The sequence below is a fragment of the Pseudalgibacter alginicilyticus genome, assembly GCF_001310225.1.
Lineage (GTDB): Bacteria > Bacteroidota > Bacteroidia > Flavobacteriales > Flavobacteriaceae > Pseudalgibacter > Pseudalgibacter alginicilyticus.
Map to the genome: position 1 here is coordinate 2,400,201 of NZ_CP012898.1, position 17,989 is coordinate 2,418,189.

Genomic DNA, 17,989 nt, shown 5'->3' on the forward strand with positions numbered 1-17,989 from the left:
ATTTAATATTTATAAAACTTAGCCAAGCAGTATTTTTATACAACTGCTTGACTTTAGTTTTTAGTGTGTTTAGGTTTTTATTAATTTTTTAACGCTGGTTGCATGTTGCGTATCTGTAACTTGAACAAAATAAACACCCGATTGAAGACTACTAACATCAACGCTTAATGTTTTAGAGTTAACATTTTGATTATTAAAAAGCATGCTCCCATTAATTGAAATTATTTTTACACTTTTAATCTCTGAATTAGGTGATTGTATTACAAATGCATCTTGGGTTGGATTTGGATACATTGCAAAATTTGATTGAATTTTATCTTGAACTCCAAGTGTGGCTCCTTCAATTCTTAAATATGCTGCAACCCCTGAAGGATCTTCACTATGATGAATTCTAAATGTTCCATTAGTTTCAATACTACTAGCTATATTAAAAGACACAAATTTATTAGCATCATTTGCCAATTCAGATTGAATAAAACTCGTAACGTCTACCTCAAAATCCACATAAGCATCTCCAGTGTTACCTGCTGTAGTAAAGCTACCAATTTTATCTGATGGTGTTGGAGCATTTACCCATGTTAAGGTATTTGCTGCCCATGAATCATCATCCACTTCATATACATCAATATCAAAAGCAGTTCCTGTAGATTGATTACCAGAAACGTGAAGTGTAGCAGATGTTATGGCACTGTAGTCTTTAAGATCAAATTTTAAAAATACTTCTCTTATAAATTCTTCTTTATCATCACTTAATTTTACAATTAAAGTTTCTCCTTCAAAATTATCCTCTTCATAAAACCCATCTACGGCTGCGCCACCTCTTATATAACTATCTTCTTTAACAAAAACATTACTATTTGTTGGTGCCACAAAAGTTTGAGTAACTTGCTCTACTCCTATATCAATTGATGCAATAGTTGGAATGGTATTTTGGTAATAATCTTTATCTGGTGATGTTGGCAAACGTACCCCTGTAGCTAAGGCAGGTGATCCTGCTAATAAAGTGTAGCCAGCTTCTCCTCCGCCAGGATTACTTAACAAGGGGTCTGCTGTTATTTTATTAGCATCTGATGGTTGGTAAGCCATATCGTTGCCATAAAACAAGTTATTTGTAAAATAATTATTAGTACTCGTTGCTATATTAAAAGCTGTTTCTGAACCTTCATTATAAAAAATATTATTGTAATAAAATGTACTATCTGGTTGTCCGCCGTTCCAATTTTTATGATATACGATGTCAGTATAACTTTTTGATGAACCTACATAAATAATATTATTATAAACATGCGTATTAGTAACATTACCAGATAATTTAAAAGCCCAAGCCCCATATCCTGGGGTTTCCAAAACTCCATCATTTTCTACAATATTATACCTAAAGATTGTATTATCATTAAATCCTGTACCACTCCCTGGTCCTCCAGTAATTAATATTCCAAAATCATTATCATGGATATAATTGTATTCTAAAGTCGTATTTTTTGTTCGGTAATCACTATCCAATCCTCCGGCATCATTATCTCCAACATTGTATTTAGTAAAACGAGCTTCATTGTATCTAAAAACAGCATTATCCGTATTAAAATTAAACGCAGCATTACCTGTTTCTTTTATGGAACATGATGTAAATAAATTATGCTCTACTATTGGATTTTCAGCAGCTCTAAATATAAGCGCATTGGCTCCCGTTTGTTCAAAAGTACAATTACGTATCACAAAATTTAAACTGGGTGTCCAATTTGTATCCTCTGTTAATGTTCTGGTATCAAAAAAAGAAACATTTGAAAGACCTGTTCTATCTACATTATGTATATAACAGTTATCAAATAACAAATCGTCAAAATAAGTTGGTGTATCATTTCCTTTATATATTTCTAAAAATATACCACCATTATCTTTATCAGATATATCACCGTTAACACCATGTATTTCCAAATTAATGAAATGTAAATGATTAACAGCCCCTATGTTTTTTGCTTCTACCAGAATAGCAACCTTATTTGAATTCACTCCAGCATATTTTTCTGGCTTCAAAACATTGGCATAATTAATTGTATTATTTAACTCCCATTGCTCTAATGAAATTCCACCTTCTTCAGTACTATCATAATTGGTAAACTCTAAATCACGTATTTCCCAATATTCTTGATTATTTAAATACAACGTGCAGTATCTCACTTTAGATGTCATTGTTGAACAATTTACTGTAGCATCACCATGTATCGCAGGATTTTCACCAGCGCCATATTTCCCCATTACAATAGGGTTCCCTTCAGTTCCTGAACCTTGTGGCATTATGGTTCCTCTCCAAGATTCACCTGCCTTAAACAAAATAGCATCTCCAGGTTGAAATATAGTAGTATTTACGTTAGCTAACGTTTTCCATGCAGTTGCTATTGATGTACCATTATTAGAATCATTTCCATTTGTAGCATCTACATAGTAATCTGTTGCATTTACACTTAAAATACTCAAACAAAGAGTGAAAAAAAAAGTAATAATTGTATTTTTTGAAAGAAACGTATTTTTTGGCATTTATTTATATTTTTTAGTAGAAAAGCAACTCTCATGATACCGCCAAATATTAGAGTTTCCCTTTTAAGGACACTAACAATTTAATAAGAAATTAAGCGAATACTATTTTAGACTACCTGTTACGTTTTCGTACAATGGGAGAAAACATAACAGGTAATACTAATAGTCTTGAGAAAGACTTTTTTTAGTGTTAATAATTAACTGTGTACTATTGTAATCCGATACCTGTTATTCTTCTATAACAAATTCAGCATAATCAGTATAAAATAAATCTATAGAATTATCAAAAGCTTGATAAACACTTCTGTATTGTAAATTTTTAGAAATATCAATATCTTCCAAAGAAATACTTATACTCTGCAAATTATCATTATCTGAAAGTTTTACTTCATGTACAACGTTATTACTGTCATAATATTTAAACTCACTATCAATATAATCAGCTGGATCACTAGAACTCATTGTAAGCACCAGGTTATCAGTTGTAATTTCATACGACAATATATTTCTATTATTTAATGAAGATTTATAAATATCACCTAAAGATTTACCTGTTCTAATTACTGGAATTGATTTATTACCATAGGCATCTATATTATATACATCAAAAATGTAACCTCCTTCAGGTAAATTTTCAACTATAGCTGAAATAGTATCTGTTTGCGATGGTGTAACAGAAATAGAAATATCTAAAGAGTCTGCTTTATCATTCCAAAAAATACGTGCTGTTTTAATACTTAAATCTGAATACACATACCATTGTAACTTTATTCTATTTTCTCCAGAAAAAGAAATTAAAGAATCTGGTTTTGCAGGGTAGATAATTTCTCCTCTGTCTAAATATTGCTGATGCAAGTCGTTCATATCAGAACAATTATAAAAACAAATTAAGGCTAATGTTATTATTAATATATTTCTCATTTTAGTTTTTTTAGTTGTTTACAGGCGCTCCAAAAAATTCAATTTCTGAATAAGTTACTGTCTTATTTTCTGTATCCCAATTCTCAATTTGTCTTATTCTAATATATCTATAAGGCGGCGTACCTCCTGGTATAAGGAATTCCATACCTCCTTCAGAAAATGGTCTATCAATATCATTAATTTTTTGAAGTCCTGGTAGCCCTGATGCTTTTATAACCTCAAAATCACCTATCTTCTCCCAGCCATCCATACCTTCTTCTCTCCAATTTCCTGTTTCATGTGGATTATCGCCGTTAGACCATACCCAAGCTCCATTAGTTTCTCTATCTATCAGGTTTTGATCATTGGTGCCGTATAACTCGAAAAAATGCATGCCACCACGAGAATAACCATTCCAAGTTGTAGCATAAAGTTTAAAACGGCTGTATAAATTTTTCTCACCCATATCCATGGTATAATGTAGTGGTGAGTAATTTTCCTCACTACTTAAAACAGTACTAAATGCCTGAGACCTAGCTGTTTCAATATTACCATCAAAACCTTTTTCAAATCGCTGTGTATAAGATTCTTCAGGAATATCTGTATCCAACCTTAAGGCTTTCCACTTTGTTCTGTCTAATTGAATTTCATAAAGTGGTTTAAAGGTTCCTATTAGGGTATCACTTATATGCCCCCATTGGTCTTTAACATAAAAGCCCAATTCTACTTCTAAGGTATCCATCCCCCTTACATTTTGAAAATTAGTGTTTGATTCATCATCATACACTGTTTCATAGGGAACAAAATCTCCAAATTCGTCATATCTTAAAACGGTTATTCCTAAATTTCTAGCATTCGATTCGTTTTCCCATCTTAACAAAACACCTGCAAAATCACTAGAAACCTCTAAAGATTCTCTCAAGCTAATGTATGGTGGTGTTAAAGGTGTTATTTGGGCCACCACTTTTTCTGACCTATTACCACTTTTATCTACAGCATACAACTCAATATCCTTTGGATTTGTATCACCAAACCCTTCTACAGATAAGTTCTGAATATACTTGGTAGCAACAGATTGTTTTTCTATTCCATTACCAACATTATAAACAGCTTCTACATGTGAAAAATCCTCATCAGTAGGTATGTCATATGTTATTATAGCTCCTCCTGGTGTACCTTCACTTTTGATATTGGTTATTATATCGGGAGCTACACTGTCTGAACTTGGTTGCCCTATAAACTCTTCGCTGCCACAAGCAACTACAAAAATTAATATTGCCGCTATGGCTATTTTGGTGATTTTAAATTTAGTTTTCATAAATGTTTGTTGTTTTAGTTAGAAAAGAGATTACCATCCTCCATTTTGGATTAAATTTGGATTAGATAAAATTTCATTATTTTCTATTGGCCATAAATTATTTTTAAATGAATAGGTTGGTACGCCTAATACATTTGGTGTATAATAATCTTCTGGTGAATTTCCTAAATAATTCCAACCTCTAAAAGGTATGTTCATATAGTATTCAGCTAATTTCCATCGTTTTAAATCCCAGAATCTATGACCTTCAAAAACCAATTCAATTAAGCGTTCTTGGCGTACGATATCTCTAAAACCCTCTTTAGTTGTTGGTTTTGAAGGATTTGAGGAATAATTAGCCCATGATTCCACAACACCTTTCAAGTTTGCTCTTTCTCTTACTTTATCAATATAAGTATAAGCGGTTGCTCTATCATCCACTTCGTTTAAACATTCGGCATATAGCAAATATAAATCTGCTAAACGCATTTCTGGGAAAGGATAAGTAACCCTGCTATACTCTAAATCAGTACTACTTATAACGTTATCATAATTAACCAATTTTTTAGGAAAATATCCTGTTTGAGAATAAACCCCCGAACCAATAGCAGTACCAGAATACTCAGAAGCTCTAGCTTCTACATAATGATCTTCAAATCCTGCTTGTGTACCAGAAGCAATATATTCTGCTGGATTTCCGTACCATATACCTCTATCAAACCCTAAACTACCATAAAAACGAACTTCTCTGTTTAAATGTAAATTAATAGTAGTTTCACCGTCTTTTACAAAATACTGATTATCTGGCACATTGTTGCCATCAAAATCAGAATCATTATCAACATCATAGGTTATTAATCCATAACGATCGGCATAATTCCATGTTATATCTTCATCTATAGGTACCCCGTTTTTAGTATAAAACATTTCAGCAATACGCAGTGTTGGTGAATAGAATCCCATAACTTCATCATTGTCTTGAAACTTAACATGGGTTCTAGCTTGAGCATGATTTTGTATTCTACCTGCCCTACCATTAGTGGAAACAAATAACTTTTCATCTGTCCAACGTTCAGATAATGATTGTTGAATTGTTAAAACATTTACTATTTCTTCCGGTACATCCTCACGACTTACACCTGCTGGTAAATATTGCATATCACCCGTGTCAAACTCAAAAAGTTTTACACCTGCAAACTCAATAGTATCTACTGCCATTTTACAAGCATCTGCGGCTAATTGCCATTTGTTAGCATCATATTCAGAAAAAAGTTGAACTCCTCGAGAATCAACAACATTAGTATACTCACTATTTCCATTAAATAACGGACTTGCTCCTGTTGCTAATACTTTGGCACGTAAAGCCAAAGCGGCTCCTTTAGTAGCCCGGCCTAACTCATTTACTCGATCACTAATTAGTAAAGGTAAATCGGTACTTGCCTCTAAAAACAAATCTGCTATGTAAGTTACACACTCATCAACAGGGCTTCTAAATTTATGAATTTCTGATATATCTGCATCAATAGGTAAGTTTGTATCATTTATTATAATAGGCCCATACATTCTAAACAGATAAAAATGATAATATGCTTTTAAAAATTTAACTTCAGCAATCCAACGCTTTCTTAAATCTTCATCCATATATCTCAAATTGTTTATGTTTTCCAAAAACACATTACAATCATTAATTCCTAAGTACAAATTGGTACCATTTTTACCACCACTCCAATAATCTAAATAAGAAACATCGGCTTCTTGAGCTCCTAATGCTAATTCTGAATTCACTAAATGCGCAGGTTCATCACCTCTAATTAAGTCATTTACTCTATAAGACTCATCGCCTCCATAAAAGCCAACGTTGTTTTTAGGTTCACCTAAACTTGGCATGTGACTATAACAGGTAAATAAAAAGCTTTCTGCTGAGTTTTCATCATCAAAAGCATCAGCTATTGTTGCAACATTATCTGGTACAATATCAAGGTAATCTGAACACCCCGTAATACATAATGAAAGTGTGAAGATTAAAAATATGTTTTTTATATTAGTTTTCATATAACGTTTTTTTTTAAAATTCAAGTCTAAGACCTAAGTTAAATACTTTTTGAACTGGATAATTATATGGATCACCTCCTAAAGATACGTCCCATAAATCAAACTTGCTAAAAGTTAATAAATTTGTTGCAGAACAATAAAACCTTCCGCTTTGTAGCATTGGTAGATTATTTTTTATAATATCTTTAGATAAGTTAAAACCAATTTCAACTTGTCTTAACCTTAAATACGACCCATCTCTTAACCACCATGTACTATTTACACGGTTATTGTCACTTCTTGCGTGTGTTAGTCTTGGGTAAAGTGCGTAAGCATCTCTATTATCCTCAGACCAATGATCTTGTGCATATACATCAAGTAATTGATTTATTGCCAGACCTTCATCAACAGAGTACTGATAAAATGGTTGAGTTCCTCCCGAATCAATAAAGAAAGATGTACGTGCCACACCATTAAAGAAACAGCTAAAATCCCAACTTTTATATCCCATAGAAAAACCAAATCCATAATTTATTTCAGGTGAAGATGGATACCCAATAGGCACTCGGTCTTCATTGGTAATAACACCATCTCCATTAATATCTTTATATTTAATATCACCAGGTCCGTAACCGCTATAATCATTTTGTACGCCAATTTGTTCAGGTGAATTTAAAACATCATATTCATCATAGAACAAACGCTCTGCTACGTAACCGTAATTTTGTCTTATAGGCTGTCCTATAACACTTCTCCATGGTGTAGCAGAATAATCTGGCTCATCATACTCTAAATATTCACTGGTTGCATAGGTAAAATTAGCCATCGTTTGAATCCAAAAATCGTTATTAACATAGTGATTCCCTTTTAATGAAAATTCAAACCCACGACTTTCTGCTTCCCCTGTGTTAGCATATAAGTCAGTTGACAAACCCAAACTTGCTGGAATTTCTTGTCTGGCTAAAAATATATCATGTCGTTTATCAAAAAAGTATTCTGCGGTAAAATCTATTTTATTATTAAACAAACCGATGTCTACAGCGAGATTAAATTTTTCAGCATTTTCCCAAGTAATGGCACTATTTGCATACCTGTTTATAACCACTCCATTTCGGCTATAACCGTATTCTTCACCAAAAGTTGCTGATCTACTACTACTATTTAAATTAACCTCTGATAAATAAAAGAATCTATCACTTGCACTACCAATAGCATCATTACCTACTAAACCATAAGATGTTCTGATTCTAAATTTATTAACTATATCTTCTATCGGATCCCAAAAACCTTCTTTTGAAACGTACCAGCCACCCCCTATAGAAGGGAAAAAACCAAATCTATGATCTTCAGAAAAACGTTCTGATCCATTATAACCAAAGTTTCCTTCTATAAAGTACTTATCGTCATAAGCATAATTTATTCTACCCGCCAAACCTAAATTCCTGTTAGGCAAAGAATTTTGTAAGGTAGTAGCAGTATTACTCTTCTCTTCACGCATGGTATACACTAAAGTACCTCCTATTTGGTGCTTATCTGATAATTGTTTATTATAATTAGCAGCTGCTTCCAAGTAAAAAATAGCAGAAACATCACTATTTGATGAAGAAAAATCAATAGCATCTTCTGGGTTGCTCGCTTCATTTAGCCAAGCTAAGTCATAAACACCTGTGTATTTATCATATCTAGAAATATTGTAGTAAAATGGCTTATACTGTCTTCTTTTTTGGAAATATGATGCGTTATCATATCCTAATTTTAATCTTACGTTAAAATCTTTAGAAAATTCTTTTGCCAAATTTAATTGTCCGCTTAATTTAGATCTTGTATAGTCTCTATACCCTTTAACAGACTCAGCATAGGGATTAATATAATCGGCTCCTTCTAAATAATTACCAAATAATATTTGTGTTGCATATTCATGTGCTGCATCTGGCTCATAATATGCTGGATATAATACAGGACTTGTTTTCCCTACCATATCGAAAACAGTTTGAGCCCCATCTAAAGGTCCTGTATAATCATCTAAAGCTAAATAAAACTGCACTTTAGCCTTAAAAGTTGGCGTTATACTAATATTATTATTAGAACGAATTTGTATTTTATTTAAGTTAATACCAGAATTAAAATTGTTACGATTATCTACAGATAGTATACCATTATCTTTAGTATAAGTACCTGACAAATAATACTGAGCAACTTTACCCCCACCTGTAAGGTTCATATTTATACGTTGATTAATAGCGGAATCTCTAAATAAAATATCATACCAATCGGTTGCAGGAAACACCTGTGGATCAACATTGTTTCTTACATTATCAATTTCATTTTGTGTAAACACTCTATTTACAATCTCGCCACCTCCACTAGATGTAAAAACGGCTTCATTCCATAAATTCATATAGGTTACAGGATCAGCAAACTCAGCATCTTTAACATTTGAAGACACATAGGTTTCATATTTAAAAGATAATTTAGCCTTACCTTCTTTACCAACTTTAGTGTTTACCAGAATAACTCCATTGGCACCACGAGAACCATATAATGCTGCTGCAGAGGCATCTTTCATTATGGAAAAACTTTCAATATCATCTACATCCATTCTAGCCAAATCATCTACGCTAGATTCCATTCCATCAATTAATATTAAAGGAGATGTTCTATATCCAAAAGTGGAAACCCCACGTATAAAAAACTCGGCATTATCGTTTCCTGGCTCTCCAGAAGTTTGATAAGAAATAAGCCCTGGTATTCTACCTGAAAAAGACGCTGTTAAGTTACTTGATGGAATCCTAAGTTCTTCAGGTTTTACAGTTGTTATAGAAGCTACAACACTTTCCTTTTTTTGTTGACCATAAGCCACAACCGTTACCTCGTCTAATTGGGCAGTATCAACCTGAAGAACGATATCAAATCTCGTTTTTCCTTCTACTGGTACTTCTTGTTTAATAAATCCTATATAAGTAATAACCAAGATATCATTTGGTTTTACTTTTAATATAAAATTTCCATCAAAATCTGTAGAAGTTCCACTTTTTTCTCCTTTCACCATAATATTTACTCCTGCTAAGGGTAAATTATTATCAGAAGCAATAATAGTTCCTTCAATTATAAGATCTTGAGTATCCGATTGTACTTTTATTGGTTTTTCTTTACTAACAGCATAAGCGGGATGCTGTAATAACATGATAAAATTTAAAAATAGTATTAACTTAAGTAATACACATAAAGACTGCTTCATTCAATTAGTTTTAGTTATTTATAATAATTTGGTTTAATTAGTTATTTTACTAATTATTTTTTTTGAAGTTCTAACTTTCTTGAAAGTGCTTCTAAATAATAATAATCAGCATATACCAAAGGAACATCTATTTCAGATTTCCATGGCTTAGACCCTGTTGAGTGTTTCAATAAAAACCCTTCATCAGCACCTTGAGTATTAAAATATTTATCTGTTGATAAAGAAGCCAACATGCCGTTAGCTACTTTCAAGTATTCCTCTTTATTTTCTGCACTTGTTGTAAATGTACTTAACTCATAAAGCGCTGAAGCCATAACAGCAGCCGCTGAAGCATCTTTCGGTTCACTTTCAACATCTTTTAAGCTAAAATCCCATTTCGGAACAAAATCATTAGGAAGTGTTGCAACATTAATAATGTAGTTTGCAACCTTTTCTGCTTGTTTTAAAAACTCAGGGTCCTGAGTTTCACGATACGCCATAGAATATCCATACAGAGCCCAAGCTTGACCTCTTGCCCAAGCAGAATCATCAGCATAACCTTGATGTGTTACTTTATCTTTTGCAACTCCAGTAATGGTATCATAATTAACAACATGATAGGAACTATAATCACTTCTAAAGTGATTTTTTATCGTGGTTTTTGCATGTGAGTTGGCAATATTATAAAAAACAGAATCACCTGTTTCTTTCCAAGCCCAATATAATAATTCAAGATTCATTAAATTATCAATTATTACAGGAAACTCCCATTTGTCTTTATGGTGGTCCCAAGAACGAATAGACCCCACCGTTTCATCAAACCTTGTTACTAAGGTTTTAGCAGACTCAACCAACACACTCTTATAAGCAGCATTATTAGTATATTTATAACCCAATCCGTAACTAGCCATCATCTTAAATCCTATGTCATGATTTGACCCATTAAACTGTTCTTTTTCCAATAATTCGGTAAACTTAATAGCTTGATCTTTCCATTCTGGATTTTCGGTTAAATGGTAAGTAAACCATAAAACCCCTGGATAAAAACCACTGGTCCAATCTCGTCTGTTTACAAGGCCTAACTCACCATTCTCTACAGTTCTTGGAAAAATTCTTCTTTGTGAGAGATCAAAATCGCTTTTAAGTACTGGTGAATATTTTAATTGTGTTGTGATTTTTTCAATTAGTTCATTCTTATTTATATTCGTTTCTTTCAACGCACCTTTTGACTTACACGAACTCATTAAAACTGTCAGCATTATAAAAACAGATAGATACCTCATTACTTTTTCTTTAATTTGTTATAATTATTTTTTACCCAATAATGGTTTTTACAAAAATACTGGTTGTCATTAGACTTTTTTTACACCATTGTTCCCATTTATAGCTCCTAATGTTACATTTTAGTACATATGTTTCAAAAAACAACATGTGTGCTAATTTTTATCAGTTATTCAGTTTTAGCTTAAACTAATTATTTAGTACTTTGGTATACTAAATTTTTAATATGAAAAACTGGTATTATAGCATATTACTTAATATAATTACAACATCCTTATTTGCTATTACAGACCCCTATATTTCCTTATCTAAAATAACACCCGCAGGTGGTGTAGCGTATTCACAAGTAACTACCATACTAGAAGACAATCAAGGCCTTATATGGTTTGGGACTAACAATGGGCTTTTTTCCTATAATTCTATTGATATTAAAAGATATAGTCACTTACAGAATGATGTATCTACCCTTCCAACCAATAGAATAAACACCTTATACAAGGATAGAAATGGCAAAATGTGGGTAACAACAGAAAATGGTTTAAGTGCCTATAACGTCAAAAAAAATAATTTTGAAAGATTTAGCATTAAAGATCAGTTTGACAATTTTATTGGCAAAGACATCATCTCTTTTTTTGAAGATAATGAAGATGTTTATTGGTTTGCAGATGAAAATGGCTTTGGTACCATAAATCCCACAACAAAACGTGCTGTGTACCAAACCATAAACAACAAAACAAGCTCGGTTAGTTTACTTTCCATTGATCAAGCCAAATGCATATGGGTTTTTTATGATGACGGCGATATTTATTACAAACTTAAAGATTCAAATACATTTCAATTTTTTGCAAAAGGCATCAGTAACCCTATTAGATCTGTCCTTATTGACGATGGATTGATTTGGATTGGTTATGAATCTGAAGGCTTGTTATGCATGGATATCTATGGGAAAACGAAACACCACTTTAATTCAAAAAAAAATGAAACCTCAAAATTACCAAGCAACGAAATAAGAAGTATTATAAAAGACGAAAATAATCAAATATGGGCAGCAACGTATAATGGTATTGTAATTATTAAAAACTTTAAAGTTAATTTGATAATAGACCAACAAAAATACCCTGAATTACCAAATCATTCCATTTGGTCCTTATATAAAGATTCTCATAAAAATATTTGGATAGGTACTTGGATGGGAGGAATGGCTTTTCATAGCGCTTACAACAATTCTTTTTTACACTACAACCAATCCACTTCAAAAAAATCATTGAGCGACAATATTGTAAGTTGTTTTGTGCAAGTTCCTAACAAATCAGATATCCTAATTGGTACAGATGATGGTGAACTAAATAAATTCAACCCTAAAACCAATATTTTCACTACAGAACCTATATACTACAATGGTAAAACGATACAAAACATCAAATCACTTGCCTATGATAAATTTGAAACTTTATGGGTAGGCACATATGGGAATGGTGTTTTATATAGAGAAAAAAACCAAGATAAATTTAAGCAATTAACACCTCCTTTTGATACTGGTCTACAAGCTTTAAGCATATTACCAACCAATGAAGGCATATGGGTTTCTGATTATGCTCAGGGCGTTTATTTCTATAATTTTCAATCAAAACAATTCACTACTTACCAGCATAACCCACTGGATATTAATTCAATATCTGACAATTATGTTCGTCAAATTATTCAAGACAAACAAGGCAACATCTGGTTTGCTACTCAAAATGGTCTCAATCTTTTAAAAAAGGGACACTCTAAATTCATTCGTTTATTTTATCAAGAAAACAATCCTGAAAGTATAGCTACTAATTTTATTTATAGCCTTCATGAAGACAATAAAGGATTTATATGGATAGGTACTAATGGTCAAGGGTTGGACAAGTACAATCCTGAAACAAATATAGCAAAACATTTTACAACTAAAGAAGGACTCCCTGGAAATGAAATATTTTCTATCCTGCAAGATTACGAACAAAATCTATGGATCACTACTGAAAAAGGCCTCTGTAAGTTTAACCCAGAAACCAATGAAATTAGGTCATTTGTTAGCAATAAAGGCATAAAGAACAATCACTTTCATCCAACAGCAGCCTTAGAATCATCAGACAACGAATTGTATTTTGGAGGATCAAATGGTTTGGTTCGTTTTTTACCTCATGAAATAAAAACAAATCCAATTCCTCCTATTACAACTATAACACGATTTTTTATAAACAATGAAGAGATTTTCCCTAATAGTAAAAACAGTGTTTTAAATGATATTATAAGTAATACTAAATCCATTGAATTAAAACACAAACAGAACTCTATAAGTTTTCAATTTATATCAAATAATTACATAAATCCTGAAAAAAACCAATTTGAATATAGATTATTAGGATTTGATGACCAATGGAGCAATACTGACTATATTGAACGAGCAAATTTTACGAATATACCTCCAGGAGATTATATTTTTGAGGTAAAAGCAGCCAATAATGATGGTGTTTGGAACAATAAGCCAACACAAATTCTTATAAGTATTAGTCCTCCACTATGGTTAACTTGGTATGCATATTCATTTTATTTAGTTGCTCTTGTAGCTTCCATTTATTTTTTCAGAAAACAAGTTATTCATCGTCAAAATCTGAAATCTGAAATAAATATGGCAAAAATTCAACGGGAAACTGAAGAACAATTGCATCAATTAAAGCTACAATTTTTTACAAATATCTCTCATGAATTCAGAACACCCTTAACACTCATTCAAGGGCCTGTAGTACGTTTATTAAAAACGGGGCTTGAAAATGACGCCTCCAACAAACAACTAATGCTTATTAAAAATAACACAGACCGTTTGTTGCGATTAATTAATCAATTTCTTGATTTTAGAAGAGTAGACCATGGCAAATTGAAACTCAGTCCTATACATGCAGACATTGTTTCGTTTAGCAAAAACGTATTTAACTGTTTTGAAGAGCATGCTAACTACCGGAATTTTAAATTTGATTTCATATCGGAAATCCCTAATCTTAAAATGGATTTTGATACCGATAAAATAGATAAAGTGCTGGTAAATCTCCTTTCAAATGCTTTTAAATATTCACCAGATAATGGCGAGGTTTCATTAAAAATCCAAAGTAATTCCAAACCTTCGCTAAAACCTAATTGGAACAGTTATACTATAGGAGAAGCAATTGAAGAAGATTACATTACTATAAGTATCTCTGACACAGGGGAAGGAATATCAGCCGATAAACTTCCTAAAATATTTGAACGATTTTTTCAAATTGAAAATAATGGGAATAGAGGTACAGGTATTGGGCTTTCTTTATCTACTAACTACATTACCATGCATCGAGGTCAATTAACAGTAAGTAGCGCAGAAGGCAAAGGATCCATTTTTTGTATAAGCTTGCCACAAACCCAATTAGAATCTCTTAATGATAGCACAGCAGAAAATGCAAACACATCACCTTTTGACTTTACATCAGAATCATCATCGCCTATTGAAAACAAAATTAAATCTTCTGATGCAACAGAAAATCAAGAATCCCTCATATTAATTGCAGAAGATAACCCTGAACTATTAGATTTCATAGGAGAATCACTTCAAAATCATTTTAGAATAGCCAAAGCTAAAAATGGGAAAGAAGCGTTTGAACAAATAAATTCTTTATATCCAGATTTAGTCATTTCTGATATCATGATGCCGGAAATTGACGGTATAGAATTGTGTTCAAAAATAAAAACAGATATTAGAACAAGTCATATTCCTGTTATTTTGCTGACCGCCTTAGACACCGTTCAAGATAAAATTACAGGTATTCACTCTGGTGCCGATGCTTATTTGGCAAAACCATTTGATGAAGAACTTTTAATTGTTCAAATTAATAACTTATTAAATTCTAGAAAAGCACTTCGAGAATCGTTTGTTTCAACCCAAGATGCCGTATGGGAAAACCATTCTGATATACACGACCTTGATAAAAAACTACTTTTAAAAGCTATTAATATTATTGAACAAAACATAACTAATGCCGATTTTACTGTGGAAGATTTAGCTAAGAACCTACATTTAAGTCGCACGCATCTTCATAGAAAACTAAAGTCACTTACAGATCAATCCGCAACTGAGTTTATTCGTAGTATCAGGCTCAAACATGCTGTTAAATTAATGAAAAAAGGAGACACTACCATTAATGAAATAGGTTATGCTGTAGGTTTTAATTCACACAATTACTTTACAAAAGCCTTTAAAAAACAATATGGAAAATCGCCTAGTGAATTTATAAAAGAACACTTTAAATTTACTGATGAATAGAGATAACATGAAACAAACAATTTAAAGTATTTATTTTTTTTCAACTTAAAAAACCAAAATCTCTTTTTAAAAACGTATCAAACAAATATATAGATGCAATAAAATTTTCTCGACACATACTTTTCTCACTATATTTGATAGAATAGGCAACGCATTTTAAAACAAAGTTTTACACGTGTATGGTCTCAATTCACAAATAATAAACTTATGAAACGTATTATAAAAGCACCACTAAAAATCAAAAACATGAAACTCTTACGTTTTGGTCGTGATTTTAAACCAGACGAAGAAGTTATTTTAAGAGATTATTTAGCTATTGAGCGTACTCGTTTAGCAAACGAGCGCACACTGTTGTCTTACATCCGATCATCATTATACCTCCTTTTAGGAAGTATTGCATTTTTTCAATTAAAAGGTTTTCCAAATTTTAAATACTTGGCCATTTTATCATTGATATTTAGTGCTGTTTTTTTTATAATCGGCGTTTATCGTTTTACATTACTCAAAAAAAGCCTAAAACGCTTGTATTATATTTCTGAAGAAAAAGAAAATAAAAACAGTTAAGTAATCTCTATTCTTTTATGGATTTATTAATAACCATCGTTATAATTATTGTTGGAGTCTTTCTTTTTGTTAAAGATTATTTTTCTATTGATACCACCTCCATACTTATCATGGCTTTGTTTATTATAGCTGGTGTATTAAGTCCAGAAGAAGGGTTTTCAGGATTTAATCATCCAGCAACCTTAACTTTAGGTTGTATTTTTGTTGTTAGTGGAGGCATATTTAGTTCAGGCATTTTAAACGGATTGAGCCACCGAATTATTAAATTAGCTAAAATACATTACAGTATAGCACTTGTTGTATTTTGTTTAATTTCTGGTGTATTTTCTGCATTCATTAATGATACAGCCGTGGTAGCTCTCTTACTTCCTATTGCTTTAACCGTTTGTAAAGAAACTAAAATCAGTCCTAGTATGCTGCTTATGCCTATTTCATTTGCAGCGTTGTTTGGAGGTACTTGCACCCTTATTGGTACATCAACCAACATATTAATTAGTAGCTATGCAGAAAAATATGGTGTAGAACCATTTGGTATGTTTGAGTTTACTAAAGCCGCTTTATGCCTTTTAGCTATTGGTTTTATATATATTTTTTTCATTGGTCCACTGCTACTTCCTAGGCGTAGGAATAAAGAAAATGAACTTATAAAAAAAGCTGAACAATACATTACAGAAATTTATATCGAAGAAAACTGTACTGACATAAACATCCTTTTAACAAACTCAAAATTAGTTAAAGAATTTAATGTTAATATTCTTTCCATTTTACGCCAAGGTGTTTTAGTTCATGAGTTTAATAAAGAAACTAAAATAATGCAAGCTGATATTTTAAAAGTACTTGTGTTACCAGAAACACTTTCAAGATTGTTAGATACAGATGGTTATGCTATTAAAGGCAACAAACGCATGCAAAAAGCAGAAGAAGAAAGCACAAATTATAATATTTATGAAACTATTATCCCTTTTGGCTCTGGGCTATCCAATAACACTTTAAAATCTATCAATTTTAGAAGACAATATAACGCCTCCATTTTAGCAATTCGGCAACGTGGTGAAATTCTTTATGATAAACTAACCCATACAATTTTAAAAGAGGGCGACATGCTATTAATTATGAGCCAAGAGGAAGAAATTAACAATTTAGAATCTCAAAATTTAATTGTTAAACTTTCCGAATACACAAAGAAAAAAACCAACTACAAAAAAGCCATTCCTGCTGTTTTAATTGGTATTGGTGTCGTGTTAACTGCATCATTAAATCTAACTTCTATTTTAATTAGTGCTATGGTTGGCGCATTACTTATGATTGTAATAGGAATATTAAAACCTCATGAAGCCTACAAAGCTGTAGAATGGAAAGTTATTTTTATGATGGCTGGTGTACTTTCAATGGGAACCGCTTTAGAAAAAACAGGAGGTGCTACACTTATTGCTCACTACATTAAAGAAACTTTAGGACAATACGATGCTCAAATAACGTTAAGCTTACTATATTTAGTAACCTTTATTTCAACCAACCTAATTTCTAGTAAGGCAACAGCTGCATTAATGACCCCAATAGTAATCATGTTATCACAAGCCATGGCAATTAGTGAGCGCCCATTCTTAATAGCCGTTATGTTTGCCTGCTCCTTAACATTCATGACTCCAATGAGTTACCCAACCAACACCATGGTTTATGCGCCAGGAAATTATAAATTCAATGACTTTTTAAAAATGGGAACCCCTTTAAATATTTTAATTTGGCTATCTGCCACTTTTATTATACCATATTTTTTTCCTTTTAAGTAGATTGACTCATAAATTATCAATCCTTTATTTACAGCTTTTTGTTGAAACCAAAATTG

The 17,989-nt window shown here is 32.0% G+C and carries 9 protein-coding genes; 3 read left to right on the top strand and 6 right to left on the bottom strand.

Annotated features, from left to right (window positions below; all coding sequences use genetic code 11):
* Nucleotides 1-69: 69 nt before the first annotated feature.
* The 6 genes from APS56_RS09955 to APS56_RS09980 all read right to left on the bottom strand — a co-directional run bounded on the left by APS56_RS09955 (nt 70) and on the right by APS56_RS09980 (nt 11,263).
* Nucleotides 70-2,535 carry a CBM96 family carbohydrate-binding protein gene (locus APS56_RS09955; protein WP_054727673.1) on the bottom strand — a complete coding sequence of 822 codons (2,466 nt, stop codon included), beginning with the start codon at nt 2,533-2,535 and terminating at the stop codon, nt 70-72.
* Between the two features lie 228 nt (nt 2,536-2,763).
* Nucleotides 2,764-3,456 (bottom strand): DUF4998 domain-containing protein, encoded by a 693-nt coding sequence (locus tag APS56_RS09960; protein WP_082379325.1) that lies wholly within the window; start codon nt 3,454-3,456, stop codon nt 2,764-2,766.
* Nucleotides 3,457-3,466: 10 nt separating this feature from the next.
* Nucleotides 3,467-4,753: a DUF5126 domain-containing protein gene (locus APS56_RS09965; protein WP_054727677.1), complete on the bottom strand. Its 1,287-nt coding sequence runs from the start codon at nt 4,751-4,753 to the stop codon at nt 3,467-3,469.
* Between the two features lie 30 nt (nt 4,754-4,783).
* A complete protein-coding gene (locus tag APS56_RS09970) occupies nt 4,784-6,784 on the bottom strand; it encodes a RagB/SusD family nutrient uptake outer membrane protein (protein WP_157757650.1) in 2,001 nt (666 codons plus the stop codon).
* Nucleotides 6,785-6,797: 13 nt separating this feature from the next.
* Complete coding sequence (locus APS56_RS09975; RefSeq protein ID WP_082379326.1) at nt 6,798-9,947, bottom strand: SusC/RagA family TonB-linked outer membrane protein; 3,150 nt, start codon at nt 9,945-9,947, stop codon at nt 6,798-6,800.
* Nucleotides 9,948-10,054: 107 nt separating this feature from the next.
* Nucleotides 10,055-11,263, bottom strand: coding sequence for a glycoside hydrolase family 88 protein (locus tag APS56_RS09980; RefSeq protein ID WP_054727681.1), 1,209 nt, complete (start codon nt 11,261-11,263; stop codon nt 10,055-10,057).
* Between the two features lie 224 nt (nt 11,264-11,487).
* Here APS56_RS09980 and APS56_RS09985 point away from each other — a divergent pair, with 224 nt between their 5' ends.
* From APS56_RS09985 to APS56_RS09995, 3 genes are all read left to right on the top strand, one after another.
* The gene (locus tag APS56_RS09985; protein WP_054727682.1) at nt 11,488-15,579 is read left to right on the top strand and encodes a hybrid sensor histidine kinase/response regulator transcription factor; all 4,092 of its coding nucleotides are present in this window, start codon (nt 11,488-11,490) and stop codon (nt 15,577-15,579) included.
* A gap of 207 nt (nt 15,580-15,786) precedes the next feature.
* A complete protein-coding gene (locus APS56_RS09990) occupies nt 15,787-16,143 on the top strand; it encodes a DUF202 domain-containing protein (protein ID WP_236778409.1) in 357 nt (118 codons plus the stop codon).
* 17 nt (nt 16,144-16,160) lie between these two features.
* Nucleotides 16,161-17,933 carry an SLC13 family permease gene (locus APS56_RS09995; RefSeq protein ID WP_054727684.1) on the top strand — a complete coding sequence of 591 codons (1,773 nt, stop codon included), beginning with the start codon at nt 16,161-16,163 and terminating at the stop codon, nt 17,931-17,933.
* Nucleotides 17,934-17,989 lie beyond the last annotated feature (56 nt).

Bases quoted from the DNA above. Each gene is read 5' to 3' on its own strand.
- APS56_RS09955 (WP_054727673.1), bottom strand. From the start codon at position 2,535: ATGCCAAAAAATACGTTTCTTTCAAAAAATACAATTATTACTTTTTTT.
- APS56_RS09960 (WP_082379325.1), bottom strand. From the start codon at position 3,456: ATGAGAAATATATTAATAATAACATTAGCCTTAATTTGTTTTTATAAT.
- APS56_RS09965 (WP_054727677.1), bottom strand. From the start codon at position 4,753: ATGAAAACTAAATTTAAAATCACCAAAATAGCCATAGCGGCAATATTA.
- APS56_RS09970 (WP_157757650.1), bottom strand. From the start codon at position 6,784: ATGAAAACTAATATAAAAAACATATTTTTAATCTTCACACTTTCATTA.
- APS56_RS09975 (WP_082379326.1), bottom strand. From the start codon at position 9,947: ATGTTATTACAGCATCCCGCTTATGCTGTTAGTAAAGAAAAACCAATA.
- APS56_RS09980 (WP_054727681.1), bottom strand. From the start codon at position 11,263: ATGAGGTATCTATCTGTTTTTATAATGCTGACAGTTTTAATGAGTTCG.
- APS56_RS09985 (WP_054727682.1), top strand. From the start codon at position 11,488: ATGAAAAACTGGTATTATAGCATATTACTTAATATAATTACAACATCC.
- APS56_RS09990 (WP_236778409.1), top strand. From the start codon at position 15,787: ATGAAACGTATTATAAAAGCACCACTAAAAATCAAAAACATGAAACTC.
- APS56_RS09995 (WP_054727684.1), top strand. From the start codon at position 16,161: ATGGATTTATTAATAACCATCGTTATAATTATTGTTGGAGTCTTTCTT.